This window comes from Pseudoalteromonas sp. SG44-17, assembly GCF_014164235.1.
Taxonomy (GTDB): domain Bacteria; phylum Pseudomonadota; class Gammaproteobacteria; order Enterobacterales; family Alteromonadaceae; genus Pseudoalteromonas; species Pseudoalteromonas rhizosphaerae.
Genome location: NZ_JACJEV010000001.1, coordinates 256,953 through 272,412, shown reverse-complemented (window position 1 = coordinate 272,412; position 15,460 = coordinate 256,953). Strand labels below are relative to the sequence as shown.

At 41.1% G+C, this 15,460-nt stretch carries 15 protein-coding genes and 3 tRNA genes; 15 read left to right on the top strand and 3 right to left on the bottom strand.

Annotated features, from left to right (window positions below):
* Window positions 1-19: 19 nt before the first annotated feature.
* Entirely contained in the window at window positions 20-931 is a 912-nt protein-coding gene (locus H5182_RS01230) for a LysR family transcriptional regulator (protein ID WP_182759361.1), read from the bottom strand.
* 104 nt (window positions 932-1,035) lie between these two features.
* On the opposite strand from H5182_RS01230, the gene H5182_RS01225 reads away from it, so the two are divergent.
* Both H5182_RS01225 and H5182_RS01220 read left to right on the top strand, forming a co-directional pair.
* Window positions 1,036-2,142: an NADH:flavin oxidoreductase gene (locus tag H5182_RS01225; RefSeq protein WP_182759360.1), complete on the top strand. Its 1,107-nt coding sequence runs from the start codon at window positions 1,036-1,038 to the stop codon at window positions 2,140-2,142.
* The gene (locus H5182_RS01220) at window positions 2,139-2,759 is read left to right on the top strand and encodes a LysE family translocator (protein ID WP_257326125.1); all 621 of its coding nucleotides are present in this window, start codon (window positions 2,139-2,141) and stop codon (window positions 2,757-2,759) included. The genes H5182_RS01225 and H5182_RS01220 overlap by 4 nt, the downstream gene beginning before the upstream one ends.
* Window positions 2,760-3,027: 268 nt before the next feature.
* Here H5182_RS01220 and H5182_RS01215 read toward each other — a convergent pair.
* Window positions 3,028-3,104: transfer RNA gene (locus H5182_RS01215), tRNA-Pro, on the bottom strand.
* A gap of 106 nt (window positions 3,105-3,210) precedes the next feature.
* Entirely contained in the window at window positions 3,211-3,831 is a 621-nt protein-coding gene (locus tag H5182_RS01210; RefSeq protein WP_182759359.1) for an arylesterase, read from the bottom strand.
* Between H5182_RS01210 and H5182_RS01205 the strand changes: the two genes are divergently transcribed.
* From H5182_RS01205 to H5182_RS01145, 13 genes are all read left to right on the top strand, one after another.
* Window positions 3,832-4,545: an ABC transporter ATP-binding protein gene (locus tag H5182_RS01205; RefSeq protein ID WP_145233088.1), complete on the top strand. Its 714-nt coding sequence runs from the start codon at window positions 3,832-3,834 to the stop codon at window positions 4,543-4,545.
* Window positions 4,535-7,036 carry an ABC transporter permease gene (locus H5182_RS01200; protein WP_182759358.1) on the top strand — a complete coding sequence of 834 codons (2,502 nt, stop codon included), beginning with the start codon at window positions 4,535-4,537 and terminating at the stop codon, window positions 7,034-7,036. The genes H5182_RS01205 and H5182_RS01200 overlap by 11 nt, the downstream gene beginning before the upstream one ends.
* Window positions 7,037-7,157: 121 nt before the next feature.
* Window positions 7,158-7,682, top strand: coding sequence for a crossover junction endodeoxyribonuclease RuvC (ruvC, locus tag H5182_RS01195; protein ID WP_145233090.1), 525 nt, complete (start codon window positions 7,158-7,160; stop codon window positions 7,680-7,682).
* Between the two features lies 1 nt (window position 7,683).
* Window positions 7,684-8,301: a Holliday junction branch migration protein RuvA gene (gene ruvA, locus H5182_RS01190; protein WP_145233091.1), complete on the top strand. Its 618-nt coding sequence runs from the start codon at window positions 7,684-7,686 to the stop codon at window positions 8,299-8,301.
* A 7-nt stretch (window positions 8,302-8,308) separates the two neighbouring features.
* Window positions 8,309-9,316 carry a Holliday junction branch migration DNA helicase RuvB gene (gene ruvB, locus H5182_RS01185; RefSeq protein ID WP_145233092.1) on the top strand — a complete coding sequence of 336 codons (1,008 nt, stop codon included), beginning with the start codon at window positions 8,309-8,311 and terminating at the stop codon, window positions 9,314-9,316.
* Window positions 9,317-10,263: 947 nt separating this feature from the next.
* On the top strand, window positions 10,264-10,968 hold the full coding sequence (gene tolQ / locus H5182_RS01180; protein WP_145233093.1) for a protein TolQ: 705 nt from the start codon (window positions 10,264-10,266) through the stop codon (window positions 10,966-10,968).
* Window positions 10,955-11,389, top strand: coding sequence for a protein TolR (tolR, locus tag H5182_RS01175; RefSeq protein ID WP_145233094.1), 435 nt, complete (start codon window positions 10,955-10,957; stop codon window positions 11,387-11,389). The genes tolQ and tolR overlap by 14 nt, the downstream gene beginning before the upstream one ends.
* A 1-nt stretch (window position 11,390) precedes the next feature.
* Complete coding sequence (tolA, locus tag H5182_RS01170; protein ID WP_145233095.1) at window positions 11,391-12,317, top strand: cell envelope integrity protein TolA; 927 nt, start codon at window positions 11,391-11,393, stop codon at window positions 12,315-12,317.
* Between the two features lie 9 nt (window positions 12,318-12,326).
* Entirely contained in the window at window positions 12,327-13,685 is a 1,359-nt protein-coding gene (gene tolB / locus H5182_RS01165) for a Tol-Pal system beta propeller repeat protein TolB (RefSeq protein WP_145233096.1), read from the top strand.
* A 35-nt stretch (window positions 13,686-13,720) separates the two neighbouring features.
* On the top strand, window positions 13,721-14,263 hold the full coding sequence (gene pal, locus H5182_RS01160; protein WP_182759357.1) for a peptidoglycan-associated lipoprotein Pal: 543 nt from the start codon (window positions 13,721-13,723) through the stop codon (window positions 14,261-14,263).
* Window positions 14,264-14,275: 12 nt separating this feature from the next.
* Window positions 14,276-15,019: a tol-pal system protein YbgF gene (gene ybgF, locus H5182_RS01155; RefSeq protein ID WP_182730648.1), complete on the top strand. Its 744-nt coding sequence runs from the start codon at window positions 14,276-14,278 to the stop codon at window positions 15,017-15,019.
* A 168-nt stretch (window positions 15,020-15,187) separates the two neighbouring features.
* Window positions 15,188-15,263 (top strand) — tRNA-Lys (locus H5182_RS01150).
* A gap of 82 nt (window positions 15,264-15,345) precedes the next feature.
* A tRNA-Lys gene (locus H5182_RS01145) sits at window positions 15,346-15,421 on the top strand.
* Window positions 15,422-15,460 lie beyond the last annotated feature (39 nt).

The window sequence follows — 15,460 nt, the reverse complement described above, 5'->3', positions numbered from 1 at the left end:
GTAAGATACAACTCTACGGCTAATTTAGTTTTTCACCTAGTGATTGAGTAACATACTCTACAAAATGAGTCACTAAGGCTGACTCAGCGCGTCGCTGGGTATAAAGGGCGTAAAAACGTGCGCCCTTTGGGCGAAAGGCTGGTAATACTTCACGAACTGTTCCTTGTTCTAATTTGCTGGCGACTAGATAGCGAGGTAGCTGTGCTATTCCAACTCCCTGTAACATCGCAGCGTGGATTGCTTTTTTGTCACTAAAAGCCAATTCGCCGGCAACATTCACTATCAACTCTTTGCCATCATTTAATAAGATCCATTGCTCATAGCGTGAATATCCGTTACATCGAGTGATTAGACTATGCGCTTGTAAGTCCTCTGGATGACTGAGTGGTGGATTCTGTAACAGGTATGCGTCAGTTGCACACAATACCATTTCATCTTTTGCAATGAAGCGAGCGAGATAGGGTTCGTTGTTTAGCTCAGTGCTGCGAAATACCACATGGATATTGTCTCTATGTAGGTCAGATTTATGGTTGCTGAAGTCAGTTATTAAACGTACCTGAGGGTGTTCGGCGCGAAATTTAAGCAGTATAGGCGTGAGCATTATTTCACCCCACAAGGTAGGGGCTGAGATGCGAAGCTCGCCACTGAGTGCGTTGCGTCGATTGTGTAAACCATCAATTAACTGCTCATGCAATGTGATCATTTGTTCTGCTTGGCTAAAGGTCAGCTCACCTGCATCTGTGAGGTGAAGTTTTCGAGTGGTGCGGTTGAGTAATACGGTTCCTAAAGTGTGTTCTAAATATTTAATGTCTTTAGAGGCTTTACTTGGCGTTATGCCAAGATGCTCGGCCGCCAAGACGAACGAGTCGAATCGAACTATAGCGACCAACAGGCGCATAAGATAAAGAGTATCTGTTTTGTGATTATTCATTGTTATGTCCTGTTGGGCATTAATGTATTTCCTGGTGCTCTGATTATATCCTGTTTGGCATTGGTTACAATGTACTAAATATCATTTCATAACAGGTTAAAGACATGCAAAAAGATATAAATAATACGTTTGAATTTCTTCAAGCAGGAGTGCAGCTTAAAAATCGTGCAGTACTTGCGCCTCTTACTCATAACATGAGTGCTGACAATGGCGATCCAAGTCAAGCTGAACTTGATTGGCTTGCAAATTGTATTCGTGGCGGGTTTGGTTTAATTATTGCCGCGGCAACTCAAGTGTTGCCTGGTGGTCGTTGCTGGTCAGGACAACCCGCACTTATGACGCTTTCGCAGCAGAATGCCTTTTCGCGTTTAGCTAAAATAGCGGATGAAAATGAAGCGCAGGTATTGGTACAGCTTCATCATGGTGGAGTAAGGGCTTTACCTGATTTGAATGAAGGTGCTCCTTCAGGGCCTAGCGCTGAGCAACCAGGCGACCGTTATGCTCTGGGGGTAACGGAACTGAAAGATAATGATATTCATGAGCTCATCGAGGCATTTGTTCGATCATCGCAACGAGCTTATGACGCAGGCTTACATGGTGTTGAATTGCACGCAGCACATAATTTTTTACTATGTAACTTCCTCAATCCCCAAGTTAATCGACGCACTGATCAGTGGGGAGGCAGTATACAAAATAGAGCTCGGTTTTTGATCGAAATAGTGCGAGGGATTCGTGCACGTATGCCACGTAAGTTCCTGATAGGCGTACGTCTATCGCCAGAAAGTTATGCCAATGTGGTTGGGATCGAACTAGAAAATCAGTTAGCTGTCACCCGTTTACTGGCAGCTGAGGAAATTGATTATGTGCATTATTCAATGGGCAATACTTTTAAATCAGTTAACGGCAAGGTTGGCACTGACTTGTTGACTGAGTTAAGTAAAGCTAATCCAGCCAATATTCCTATGATGGTAGCAGGAAAAATTCAAGATGAAAAAGACGCTAAGTTGGCATTGGCTGGTGGCGCAGATTTAGTGGCTATTGGTACTGCCGCATTAGGTAATCCAGACTGGGTAAAGCGAGTCAATGAGGGCGCTTCACTAATTTATCCGCCATTTAGCGAGTCATGGATAGCCGAGCAGGGGTTCAGTTTTGAGGCACTGAAGTACCTAAGGTCTATGACCGGTGTGCTTGAGCGAGTAAAAGAAGCATGATGTCTGATTGGGCGTTGTTGTTGATATTTATTCCGACCTTTTTCCTGATTTCAGTGTCACCAGGTTTGTCTATGATGCTTGCCCTGAGTTACGGTGCCAGCTTGGGCGTAAAAAGGGCAGTTTGGGTCATTTTTGGTGAGGTTTTTGGGGTATCACTTATTGCTCTAACAGCCCTACTGGGTTATACCAAAGTGCTGGTTGAATTTCCCGCAGCTATGCAATTGTTCAAATATGTTGGTGCTTTTTATCTTATATGGATGGGTATTAATGTTTGGCTGGATGCAAAAGTTAATGCAGCTACAGTGCAAGTTGACAGTGATAACATTGATTTAATGTTGCGCGGCTTCTTAGTTTCGATTTCAAACCCTAAGTCCTGGTTATTTCTAATGACATTGCTGCCACCTTTTATGAACTCAGCTTTGCCATCGGGTCTACAAACGTTACTTTTTACAGGCTTGATCGCACTAATTGAATGCTTAAATTTACTCATCTATGCTTATGGAGGCCAAAAAATTAACAGATTGCTACTAGCTCGAGGGCAAGGTCAATTATTAGGCAGGATTTCGGCGTTGATGATGATTAGTATTGCAATCTTTTGGCTTATTAGTAGTTATTGATAATTTTAAACTATGAGATTTAATCATCGTAAATGAGCAACTCATTTAATCCTACACCTAGAGCCTTGTGTTATCAATTGACGTTTTAAGTTTTACGATTAAGAGTTATGCTACACATTAGTGTGTTAGGGAAAAGATAGGGATGTTGTTACATATTAAAGTGATTTATCTAATAACTACACATATGAGCGAGCTGAATTAGCTGTAAGCAGTGAAGCTACTTATAATTTATTTAAATTATAAGTGTTTAATACTTAAATAAATTAAATGGTCGGTATGGAGAGATTCGAACTCTCGACCCCTGCCACCCCATGACAGTGCGCTACCAAGCTGCGCTACATACCGACGTTGCAAGCAATAGTACGTATATTTTTTCAAAAATCAATAAGCTTTTGTTTGTTTGAACATTTATTGCACGTACTGAGTGAAATAAATCATTTTATGAGGATGTTTAGTTATTTATCCAGTCATTGATCGATTTATACATCACATCTCGTAGTATAGGTTGAGCAGTTTTGTTAGGGTGTATGTTGTCGTTTTGCATCAGGCTATTATCAGCAGCGACATTCAAGATAAAAAATGGCATTAAATGGCTGTTTGTGGCACCAGCAACCTCAGCAAAACTAGCGGTAAATAATCCGGTATAACGTGGACCATAGTTAGGCGGGATGTGTATTTCCATAATCGCTACTTTGGCATCAGCTTGTTTGCTCTTGCTCACTAAACTGGCTAGGTTTTCTTTTAGGCGTTTAATTGGAAAGCCACGCAGGCCGTCGTTACCACCAAGCTCTATAAGTACATGGCTCGGTTGAAACTCATTAAGTAGGGCGTCTAAACGACGCAGTGCGCCACCGGTGGTTTCGCCACTGATACTGGCATTGATAAGTTGGATTGGTGCTTGCTCGTTGTCGTACTTATCTTGTAACAGTTTAACCCAGCCTTGCTCTTGTTTTAAGCCGTAGGCGGCGCTTAAACTATCACCTAAAATTAAAATTGTGTTGTCAGCTGCCGCACTAAGTGGTTTGATTACTAATAGTAAAACGAAAATAAAACGTAGGATTGAATACATCATATGTCAGCGCTATCTCAATTAAATATCATTCAGGTTAAAGGTCTTTCTAAAACGGTTAATACCCTTGAAGGGGATTTGCCCATCCTCAGTGACATCACCTTTAATGTCAAGTCTGGAGACTCAGTTGCTGTAGTTGGTACCTCGGGTTCAGGTAAATCAACTTTATTAAGTTTGCTCGCCGGGCTTGACCAATCGACTCAGGGATCAATTTATTTAGATGGTGAGCCGCTGCATGAACTTGATGAAGAAGCGCGTGCGGCATTAAGAGCTGCAAAAGTCGGTTTTGTATTTCAATCATTTATGTTGGTACAGAGTTTAACAGCACTTGAGAATGTGATGTTACCGGCAGAGCTCGCTGGTGAAAAAAATGCCAAGCAACAAGCACTCGATCTACTGGAAAAAGTAGGTTTAAGTCATCGAATTGAGCATTATCCGTCGCAATTGTCTGGTGGTGAGCAGCAGCGTGTAGCGATTGCTCGCGCATTTATTGGCACACCAAAGATTTTATTCGCCGATGAGCCATCAGCAAATCTTGATAGCAAAAATGGTAAGTTAATTGAGTCACTGTTATTCGAGCTTAATCAGCTTCATGGCACGACGTTGATTTTAGTCACACATGACGAGGCGTTAGCAGCAAAGTGCCAGCATGTGTTACAAATTGAAGCGGGTCAATTAGTTAAAAATACCAATGAGGCTGTGGCGAATGTGGGTTAAATTAGCATTAAAATTATTTAGCCGTGAATTTCGCCGTGGTGAACTCACGGTGATTTGTGCGGCCATAGCGTTGGCAGTATTAACAGTACTAACGCTTTCTATGGTGACTGATCGCATAGGGCAAAGCATTGCACAAAAAAGCAGTGCCTTTATTGCCGCTGATCGCGTGTTGGCAAGCAACCATGAATTACCGGGTGAATATTTAACAACAGCAGGCGAATACAACTTACAAACAGCACAGCTCACTTACTTTGATACTATGTTGTTTGCTAATGACGAAATGCAATTAAGCTCAGTAAAAGCGGTGTCTGAGCATTACCCACTTAAGGGCGAACTAAAAGTTAAAAGCAGCTTAACCGGCGAGGTTGAAGTGGCTACGCAAGGGCCAACTGTTGGTAATGTGTGGTTTAGTGAATCGGTATTTTATGCACTAAATGTAAGAGTAGGTGATACGGTTGAGCTTGGCGCTGCGCAATTTAATATTGAAAAAGTATTGGTGGAAGAGCCAGATGCACCATTTAATATTTTTTCAAGTAGTCGTCGTGTGTTGTTAAATAACCAAGATGTAGACAAAACTGAAGTGATCCAGCCGGGCAGCCGTGTTTTTTACCGTCAGTTGTATGCAGGGGATGAGAGTAACCTTACTGACTTTTATAGCTGGCTAAAACCACAAATGAAAGAAAATCAGCAATGGTATGGTGTTAAAGACAGACAGTCGCCGATTGCAAATAGCTTAAACCGCGCTGAAAGCTTTCTATTATTAGCGGGATTATTGGGCATTATTTTAGCGGCGGTGGCGATTGCCGTGTCTGCAAAGCGTTATTGCGAACGCCAATATGACCCAGTTGCGATGATGAAAACCTTAGGTGGTAGCCGATCGACAATTCGCAAAATTTACTTACTGCATTTATCACTGGTGTGTGCTTTGTCGGTCATACTTGGCTTAGCCATTGGCTATGGTTTACAAGAGATAGCTACTAGTTATTTAGCTAAATCAATGAACAATACTCTTCCTGCTGCGGGTATAAAACCGTGGTTTGTGGCGATTAGTACTGGCGTTATCTGTGCGGTGATGTTTTCAATCAAGCCGTTATTAGATTTATTTGATATTCCACCGCTTAGGGTATTACGCCGTAACTTAGGCGATAAGCTATTAGTAAGTAAAGTGCATTTAGCGATGTCGGGCTTAACAGTCTTTTTATTAATGTGGTTGTTTAGTAATAACCTTAAAATTACCGCTATTTTGTTTGTCTCCACTTTAATTTTGATTGCAATACTATTTGTATTATCGCGGTTAATCTTTGGCAGCGGACGTAAACTAGGATTGCGCCCGGGGAATAGTTGGTCATTAGCGATTGCTTCGTTGCAAAAACGTGCCAATGCTAATGCGGTACAGTTGATCAGTTTTTCGTTGGCAATAAAGCTATTGTTATTTTTAGTGGTGCTGAAAAACGATATGATCGCAGATTGGCAATCGCAACTTCCAAGCGACGCGCCGAATGCTTTTTTAGTCAATATAACCGAAACTGAATTGCCAGACGTAACAAGCTTTTTAGAGCAAAAAAATATTCAAGTATCTGAGTTCTATCCGACTATTCGTGGTCGCGTAAACGCTGTTAACGGTGAATTAGTTGCTCGCGAAGTCTCATTGCAAGACAACGAGAAGAAAGACGAAGAAGCACGCGCAGGTATTGGCCGTGAGCTAAATCTTACATGGTTAGAGCAAGTCCCTGTGCAAAATGAGATCATAGACGGGCAGTGGTTTGGCGACAATGCCACCGCTGAGGTATCCATCGAAGAATCTATGCTAGAACGTTTAGATGTGAAACTGGGTGATACGCTAACATTTTTGATTGGCGCCCAGTCATTTGATGCCAAAATCACCAGTGTTCGTAAAGTTAATTGGGCTACTTTAAAGCCTAATTTCTTTATTATATTAAGCCCTGATGTACTGGCTGATTTTCCTGCGACGTATATTTCATCAGTGCGTATCGAAGCCGAGCAAAAACGCGATTTTAGTGAGCTACTACGTGCCTACCCGACAATCAACGCCATCGACGTTGACAGCTTTGTCAAACAAATACGTTCTACTATTTCGCAAGTATCGCTGGCAATTGGATTTGTACTGGCGATAGTGGTGATGTGTGGTGGCTTGGTTTTAATTTCGCAAGTGCAAGCAAGCCTTGGTGAACGGATGCAGGAAATTGTCATATTGCGTACCTTAGGCGCCAAAGGGCGGCTAATAAAAAATGCCACTTTATATGAGTTTTTATTGCTGGGCAGCGCTGCTGGTTTTGTCGCTGCGTTGGTCAGTGATGTGGCTTTATTAATAGTGCAACGTGAGATGTTTGACTTAGCAGGTAAGCTGCACCCGCATATTTGGCTTATTGGACCATTAGTGGGTGGTGTGTTTGTGGCATCACTGGGCTACTTTATGATAGCTAGAACCATGCGTAAAAATACCCAAGGGTTACTACGCTCTTTAGCCTAAAAGGTTAGCAAGTAAACAAGCCCGTTTTTACGGGCTTTTTTATGCCAATAATGCACTGGTAATTTATACAGTGCTCTGGCATTATTAGCGTACTTAACTATTTACACTGATTGGGCAAGTATTGGCTATTATTTTAGGGATTGATCCTGGCTCACGATTAACCGGTTATGGGGTGATTGCCCATCAAGGTGCTAAATTTACTTATTTAGGCAGCGGTTGTATAAAACTGGCCGATCACGAGTTTCCTATTCGATTAAAAATGATTTATCAGGGGATCAGTCAACTAATCGAACAATTCTCTCCCGATCATTTTGCCATTGAAAAAGTATTTATGGCGCATAATCCTGATTCAGCTCTTAAATTAGGCCAAGCCAGAGGAGCTGCAATTGTTGGTGCGGCAATGGCTGAGTTACCGGTGTTTGAATACTCGGCGCGGCAAATTAAACAAGCGGTGGTAGGGCACGGTGGTGCCGATAAATCGCAAGTGCAGCATATGGTTAAAAATATTTTAAAATTGCCAGGCACACCGCAAGCGGATGCAGCCGATGCATTAGCCATTGCGATATGCCATGCTCATTCCGATCAAAATTTAATAAAACTAGCGGGCAGTGCCAGTAAAACCGTTAGAGGACGATTAAGGAAATAACATGATAGGTCGCTTAAATGGCATCTTAGTAGAAAAACAACCGCCAGAAATTTTGCTTGAAGTAAGCGGTGTTGGTTACGAAGTTAACATGCCGATGACGTGTTTTTATGATTTACCAAACATTGGCGAAAATGCCATTGTGTATACTCATTTTGTAGTAAGAGAAGACGCCCAGTTATTATTTGGCTTTAATAATAAAATTGAGCGAGCATTATTTAGAGAGCTATTAAAAGCCAATGGCGTTGGGCCAAAGCTCGGATTAGCAATACTTTCAGGGATGTCGGCTAAGCAATTTGTTAGCTGTGTGAATAACGAAGATGCCACCAGTTTAGTGAAACTGCCAGGTGTGGGTAAAAAAACCGCAGAGCGCCTGGTACTTGAAATGAAAGACCGATTAAAAGATTGGGGTAATGACTTATTCACGCCATTTAGTGATAATGCAGTTATAGAGCCCGCCTCTGACGCACTTATTGCTAATAATGCGGCAGATGATGCAATCTCTGCGTTAGTGTCATTAGGTTATAAATTGGCGCAAGCACAAAAAACAGTAAAATCAGTGGCCAAGCCTGGTATGTCTACAGAGGTTCTGATCAAAGAATCTCTAAAATCAATGTTGTGAGTAAACCATGATTGAAGCGGATCGTTTAATAGATGCGACTGAACAAAGTAATGAAGATGTAGTCGATCGCGCGATTAGACCAAAACTATTAGCCGATTATACTGGTCAGCCCCATGTTAAACAGCAAATGGAAATATTTATAGAAGCTGCACGTAGTCGGGGTGAAGCGCTTGATCATTTATTAATATTTGGTCCGCCGGGTTTGGGGAAAACCACACTAGCAAACATTGTTGCCAATGAGCTAAATGTCAGTATTAAAACAACCTCGGGCCCAGTGCTTGAAAAAGCCGGTGATTTAGCCGCACTACTGACCAATTTAGAAGAAGGCGATGTACTTTTTATTGATGAAATACATAGGCTAAGCCCGCAAGTTGAAGAAATACTCTATCCTGCAATGGAAGATTATCAACTCGATTTAATGATTGGTGAAGGGCCTGCAGCTCGTTCCATTAAGCTCGATTTACCCGCTTTTACCTTAATTGGCGCAACCACTCGCGCAGGCTCGTTAACTTCACCACTTAGAGACCGTTTTGGTATTGTGCAGCGTTTAGAGTTTTATTCGGTGGCAGATTTATCGACTATAGTGGGGCGTTCTGCTCATTATTTAAATTTAGCCATGTGTGATGAAGGTGCCATTGAAATTGCTAAACGCTCTCGTGGTACGCCACGTATCGCTAATCGATTATTACGCCGGGTACGAGATTACACGCAAGTTAAATCAGACGGTACTGTAAATGCCGAAGTGGCAGAGCTGGCACTTAATATGATTGATGTCGATAAAAGCGGCTTTGATTATATGGACCGTAAATATTTACTCGCGATCATTGAAAAGTTTATGGGGGGTCCGGTAGGGTTAGACAACTTAGCCGCCGCTATCGGTGAAGAAAAAGAAACCATTGAAGATGTGATCGAGCCTTACCTCATCCAGCAAGGATTTATCCAACGTACGCCAAGAGGGCGTATTGTGTCTGATAACGCCTATCATCACTTTGGCTTATTACCCAAACAAGAATAAAGTACATTTATTGTAGCTGTATGCGTGCGTATGGCTGCAAACTCACCTCTCACATCTTCTATACTGTTCTTTTAGCCACTATTCAAATGTCTATTTTGCTGTGTTTAAGTTAATCGCGTGATTAGCATATTACTTAAAGTTTAGATTATTTAGTTATTTGGGCTAATACAATTCACATGCTGTTAAGTTTGTAAACGATATTGTATGCGCCATAGCGAGGTAGTGCTGTGCGTGATTTGCAGACAAAAAAAAGCCCGCATAAAATGCGGGCAAACAACAAGTTGAAGGAAGTAATCTAAGTAACACTGCTTAAATTCATCAAGTTTTATCAAGAAGACTTTAAGCATAGCAATACGAAAAATCAGAATCATATTGCAAAGAACTGGGCTGAATGAAGTATTCATTGCTGCGCTAGCTCGGTATGGGAGAATAATACGCAATAGTTGGTTTTTGTTCAAACTAGAAAAATTTAATTTTCAGATAAAAAAAACTAATAGCAAGATTTTTATGAACGCTTTATTTTTGTTCATAAAGTTCACGGTAATATATTAATTTGTTGAATTTGTGATGTTTTATTTGTTTGAGTGTTTTTTTTATAGATTAGTTAAACTGTTGCATTGACCATGCTTACAGTCAGTTATGCTTGTTTATTCATTAAGAGTGAATAAACGGGGTGTTTTACACAGTTTTTGTTTATAAATAAGCACCGCAGCATGTATTTACCTTAACAGCCCAGTCTTAAATAGTTGCGTTAAGATTGACTAATAAGGTTATAAAAATGGTGTCAGCCTGCTCTTCAACGTTTTTTGTTGCTAATTCACAGCAATAGCGTTGTCAGTACTGAGCTGAATCGATACACTAGTTGCAACTTTTGGCCATTTTTTCGGTCATATACCTAGCGTATAATGAAATGTTATTTATACAAGAAATCTTATTAGGAGTTTAATGTGGGTTCAGGGCTTAATTTTTTAGATTTAATTCTAGAAGCAAGTTTTCTTGTGCAATTAGTTATGCTGGCATTAGTAGGTATGTCAGTGATGTCATGGGCAATTATTTTTCAGCGCAAAAAAGCAATTTCAGATGCATTATCCAATACTAAGCGATTTGAGCAAAAATTTTGGTCAGGCATTGATTTAAGTAAACTCTACAATGAGATCTCATCGCGTAGCGGTAGCTCAACCGGCGTTGAAGCATTATTTATAGCAGGCTTTAAAGAGTTTGCTCGCCATAAGAAAAACTCTTTTCAAAGTGCTAGCATTGTAATGGAAGGGACGCATCGTTCAATGCGAGTTGCGTTATCTCGTGAAATCGAAAAATTAGAATCAAGTTTATCGTTTTTAGCAACAGTGGGGTCTATCAGTCCTTACATTGGTTTGTTTGGGACTGTGTGGGGCATTATGAATGCCTTTATCGCGTTAGGCGAAGTTAAGCAAGCAACCTTGCAAATGGTTGCCCCAGGTATAGCTGAAGCGCTTATTGCAACAGCTATGGGGTTATTCGCAGCTATTCCTGCGGTTATTGCATACAACCGTTTTGCTAATAGAGTTGAAAAGCTAGAATCTAACTACATTAACTTTATGGAAGAGTTTGCAAATATTTTACACCGTCAAGCAGCTACCCAAATAGAGGCAAAAGCGAATGTATCAGCGTAAGAAGCGTCGTCCTGTTGCAGAGATAAACGTAGTTCCTTACATTGATGTAATGCTGGTGCTACTGATTATTTTTATGGCTACTGCGCCTTTGATCACTCATGGTGTTAAAGTTGATTTGCCAAAAATGGAAGAATCAGATTTAGTCGATACTAAAGATACGCCACCGATCATTGCTTCAATTGATGCACAAGGTAAGTACTATGTCAGTATTGGTACTGATCCAGAAGAACCGATGGAAGCATTAGATGTTGCCGCTGTTATTAAGTTGCAACTGATGAAAAACCCAGAAACTCCAGTGATGATCAAAGGCTCAGGTAAAGTATCGTATCAAGAAGTATTATTATTGATGGATTTCTTAAAAAATGCCGGTGTACCTTCAGTTGGATTAATGACTGAGTCGTTTGAAGGGAATAAAAACTAATATGGGTGCTTCAGTATTAAAATCAGTGTTATTGCACCTCGCTATAATAGGCGTTCTGGTAGGAACCGCGAGTTTTCATACTTCACCGCCTAAAGTAATGGAAGTCACCTTGAACAAGGCTATGCCTGATGCTGAAAATGCTGTTTCAGCAGTGACTGTTGACCAGAAAATGGTTGAACAAAAAATTGCTGAGTTGAAACGCAAAGAAGATGATAAAAAACGTGCTGAAGATAAACGCATTCGTGATTTAGAGCGCCGAGCATCTGATGCACGTAAACAACGTGAAGCTGAAGATCGTCGAATTAAGAAGCTAGAGCAAGAGCGCCGAGCAAAAGAGAAAGAAACGGCACAAGCGCAAGCACAGGCTAAAAAAGCGCGTGAAATAGAGCAAAAAGAACGTGAAAAAGCGCAGCAGGCTGAAAAGCAAAAAGAAGCGTCTGAGTTAGCTGCAAAAGCGGCAGCTGAGAAACGTAAACAGGCAGAAGAGGCATTAAAAAAAGCCGAAGACGACCGCAAACGTGAAGAGTTAGCCGCTAAAAAACGCGCAGAAGCTGCTGAAGAGGCGCGTCAAAAAGCATTACAAGAGCAAATGCTGCAAGAGCAGTTAGCCACGGAGCAAGCCGCGCGAAATAAATTGCGTCAGCAACAGGTCGGCACTGAGGTTGATAAATACAAAGCATTAATTATGGCGCGTATTCAGCAAAATTTATTAATTGATGAAAAAATGAAAAACCAACAATGCCGTGTGAATATTCGCTTAGGTTTTAATGGTCTGGTCACACAAGTGAAATCTTTAGGTGGTGATAAGTTAGTATGCGAAGCGGCGCTAAGGGCGGTTCGTATGGCTGAAACACTGCCGGTATCTAAAGATCAAGACGTGTTTGAGCAATTAAAAAATATTAACTTAACGATCAAGCCACAATTTTAAAGGAATTATATGTTCAATCAGTTGAAAACAGTTTGTTTAATTTTAGTTCTTGGCTTTACCAGTGTTGCAAATGCTGCGCTTGAAATAGTCATAACAGAAGGTGTTGATAGTGCACGCCCTATAGCCATCATCCCTTTTAAATATAAAGGTGTTGGGCCAATTCCACAAAAGCTCAGTGATGTTATTGCTGCCGATTTGATGCGCAGTGGTAAATTTAAACCAATTAGTGTTGACGAAATGCCACAGCTGCCAAGCAAAAATGCAGATATAGATTATGGTGCGTGGGTAAATAAGGGTGTTGAAGCAATTTTAGTTGGTGAAGTTGAACAGCAAACAGATGGCCGTTATTTGGTACGTTATGAGCTTGTTGATGTTATCCGCGGCCAAATCACCGGCGGTGAAACGCAAATGATGAGCAATGGTAAATTAGTTAAAAATCAAGATCATGTTCAAGAAGCACGCGAAAGTGTGATAAGCGAATCTGGGTTTAGACGCTACGCTCATCGTATTAGTGATGTTATTTATGAAAAACTTACCGGTGAGCGCGGTGCCTTTTTAACAAAAATTGCTTACGTCATTGTGCGTGATGACGAACCAAAACCTTATCAGCTTGTTGTTGCTGATTACGATGGGTTTAATGAACAAGTTTTATTACGCTCTCAAGAGCCGTTAATGTCTCCAGCATGGTCACCTGATGGTACTAAATTAGCTTATGTGACGTTTGAAAATCGTCAAAGCCAAATCTATATGCAAGATTTATACACTGGTAAGCGTGAAATCATTACCAGCCATCAAGGTATCAATGGTGCGCCACAGTTTTCACCTGACGGTAAAAAACTATTATTAGTACTGTCAAAAGACAGAAACGGTGCCACAGAAGTGTATATGTTAGATTTAGCTACACGTAAAGAAACACGCCTTACTCGCCACCGTAGTATAGATACTGAACCGTCTTGGCATCCGAATGGTCAAGATATCGTGTTTACCTCGGAAAGGGGTGGTAATGCTCAGATTTATAAGTTAAATTTACAAACAGGTAGGTCACAACGAATGACCTTTGATGGTGATATGAATCTAGCAGGTTCTATTACCCCTGATGGCAAAGAATTAGTGATGGTTAACCGTACTAACGGGCAGTACCATCTTGCTAAGAAAGAGCTGGCTACTGGAGCGTTTCAAGTATTAACTCGAACGCGTCTAGATGAATCACCGAGTATCGCACCTAATGGCTCGATGATTATTTATAGCACGCTACATAATAATAAGCAGGTACTAGCGCTGGTATCAATGGACGGTCGTTTTAAAGCACGTTTACCTGTGCTAAATGGACAAGTAAAGGCACCCGCGTGGTCGCCTTATTTACAGTAATATTTGCTGGTTTACTCAATATAGGAATCTACTCAATGCAACTTAATAAAATACTTAAAGGCCTGCTAATTGCTGTGCCTGTTATGACTCTAGCAGCTTGTAGCTCATCTTCAGATATCGACGAAGGTGCAGCAAATCAATCAAATCAAGCGACAGTTGAGCAAACAGCTAATAATGACACTGTTGAAGTGGCAACATTAACACCTGATCAAAAAGCACAAGAAGAACTCACTCAAAAATACGAAGCATTACGTCAAGAGCAAGTAATTTACTTTGATTTTGATAAAGCGACGATTCAAGGTCAGTACGGTGAATTACTTCGAGCTCATGCTGAGTTTTTAGTAAAGAATCCATCAGTTAAAGTACTAATTGAAGGTCATGCAGATGAGCGTGGTACACCTGAGTACAATATCGCATTGGGTGAGCATCGTGGCCAAGCAGTTGAAAAATACCTTCAAAGTTTAGGTGTTTCTGCAAGCCAAATGTCAGTAGTGAGCTACGGTGAAGAAAAGCCGATGGTTAAATCACGCACTGAATCTGCTTTCGCTAAAAACCGCCGTGCGGTACTAGTTTACTAAATTAGAGACATTATGAAGCCGAAAATTATTTTGGCAGCCATGATATTGAGCGGGAGCACCCAAGTTTGGGCTGCTCCCGCTCCTGTTTCAGAAGCTGCGAGTTCACAATCGAGTATAGAAAAACGCCTTGCTGCCCTTGAAAGTATGATGCAGTCGAGAAATTTATTACAAGTTGAGTTACAGCAACAGCTAAATATGCTGCAAGATGAAGTGAGTCAAGTTCGCGGGATCACCGAAGAACAGACCTATAAGCTTGAGAAAGTACTGCAACGCCAACGTGAGCTGTATCAAGAAATTGAAAATCGCGTGAGCCAAGCTTACTCGCAACCCAGTACAGAGCAATATGCAGAGCCTGTTGCATCGCAAGCTATTAGTTCGGATCTGTCTGAGAATGAGGCTTACGAGCGTGCAGTGGCATTAATTATGAAGGACAAGCGCTACGATCAGGCAATTCCAGAGTTTCAAACGTTTTTAACAACGTATCCAAATTCTGTTTATGCGTCCAACGCTCATTATTGGTTAGGGCAATTGCTGACAATTAAAAATGATGCAGTAAAAGCATCGGAACATTTTAAAGTTGTTGTAAATGAATTTCCAAATTCAAATAAGCGTCCAGATGCAATGTTAAAGCTTGGAACTTTATTGCAAGAGCAAGGTTTAGCCGATCAAGCATCAAAAACCTTTCAGGATCTGCTTAACCAATACCCAAGTACAACTGCTGCAAAATTGGCCACTGATCGCCTTTCAAAAATGTAGAATCAGCTTGATTAGACTGCTTTTTGTCATAAGCGGTCTAAAATTGGTCAGCTAGACATAAAAACTTAAAAAAAGAGACATTTTCTGTTGCACTCATTTTTTAAATAAGTATTATAAGCGCCCGCAGCAAACGAATGGTTCAACCACTCAAATTGCGGCAAAAAGAGCGGGTCATTAGCTCAGTTGGTAGAGCAGTGGACTTTTAATCCATTGGTCGATGGTTCAAGTCCATCATGACCCACCATTCATTAGCAAGTTATAGAATGGTCTTTTATCGGCGGATTTACGTATTAGTGTTTGGTTGCATTTAGTTGCAACAGCAGAGCGGGTCATTAGCTCAGTTGGTAGAGCAGTGGACTTTTAATCCATTGGTCGATGGTTCAAGTCCATCATGACCCACCATTCTTTATTCGTAGAATAGTAGAGTGGTTATAATCGGCG

Excerpts from the sequence above, each read along its gene's own strand:
- H5182_RS01230 (WP_182759361.1), bottom strand. The coding sequence starts at position 931 with ATGAATAATCACAAAACAGATACTCTTTATCTTATGCGCCTGTTGGTC.
- H5182_RS01225 (WP_182759360.1), top strand. The coding sequence starts at position 1,036 with ATGCAAAAAGATATAAATAATACGTTTGAATTTCTTCAAGCAGGAGTG.
- H5182_RS01220 (WP_257326125.1), top strand. The coding sequence starts at position 2,139 with ATGATGTCTGATTGGGCGTTGTTGTTGATATTTATTCCGACCTTTTTC.
- H5182_RS01210 (WP_182759359.1), bottom strand. The coding sequence starts at position 3,831 with ATGATGTATTCAATCCTACGTTTTATTTTCGTTTTACTATTAGTAATC.
- H5182_RS01205 (WP_145233088.1), top strand. The coding sequence starts at position 3,832 with ATGTCAGCGCTATCTCAATTAAATATCATTCAGGTTAAAGGTCTTTCT.
- H5182_RS01200 (WP_182759358.1), top strand. The coding sequence starts at position 4,535 with ATGTGGGTTAAATTAGCATTAAAATTATTTAGCCGTGAATTTCGCCGT.
- ruvA (WP_145233091.1), top strand. The coding sequence starts at position 7,684 with ATGATAGGTCGCTTAAATGGCATCTTAGTAGAAAAACAACCGCCAGAA.
- ruvB (WP_145233092.1), top strand. The coding sequence starts at position 8,309 with ATGATTGAAGCGGATCGTTTAATAGATGCGACTGAACAAAGTAATGAA.
- tolR (WP_145233094.1), top strand. The coding sequence starts at position 10,955 with ATGTATCAGCGTAAGAAGCGTCGTCCTGTTGCAGAGATAAACGTAGTT.
- tolA (WP_145233095.1), top strand. The coding sequence starts at position 11,391 with ATGGGTGCTTCAGTATTAAAATCAGTGTTATTGCACCTCGCTATAATA.
- tolB (WP_145233096.1), top strand. The coding sequence starts at position 12,327 with ATGTTCAATCAGTTGAAAACAGTTTGTTTAATTTTAGTTCTTGGCTTT.
- pal (WP_182759357.1), top strand. The coding sequence starts at position 13,721 with ATGCAACTTAATAAAATACTTAAAGGCCTGCTAATTGCTGTGCCTGTT.
- ybgF (WP_182730648.1), top strand. The coding sequence starts at position 14,276 with ATGAAGCCGAAAATTATTTTGGCAGCCATGATATTGAGCGGGAGCACC.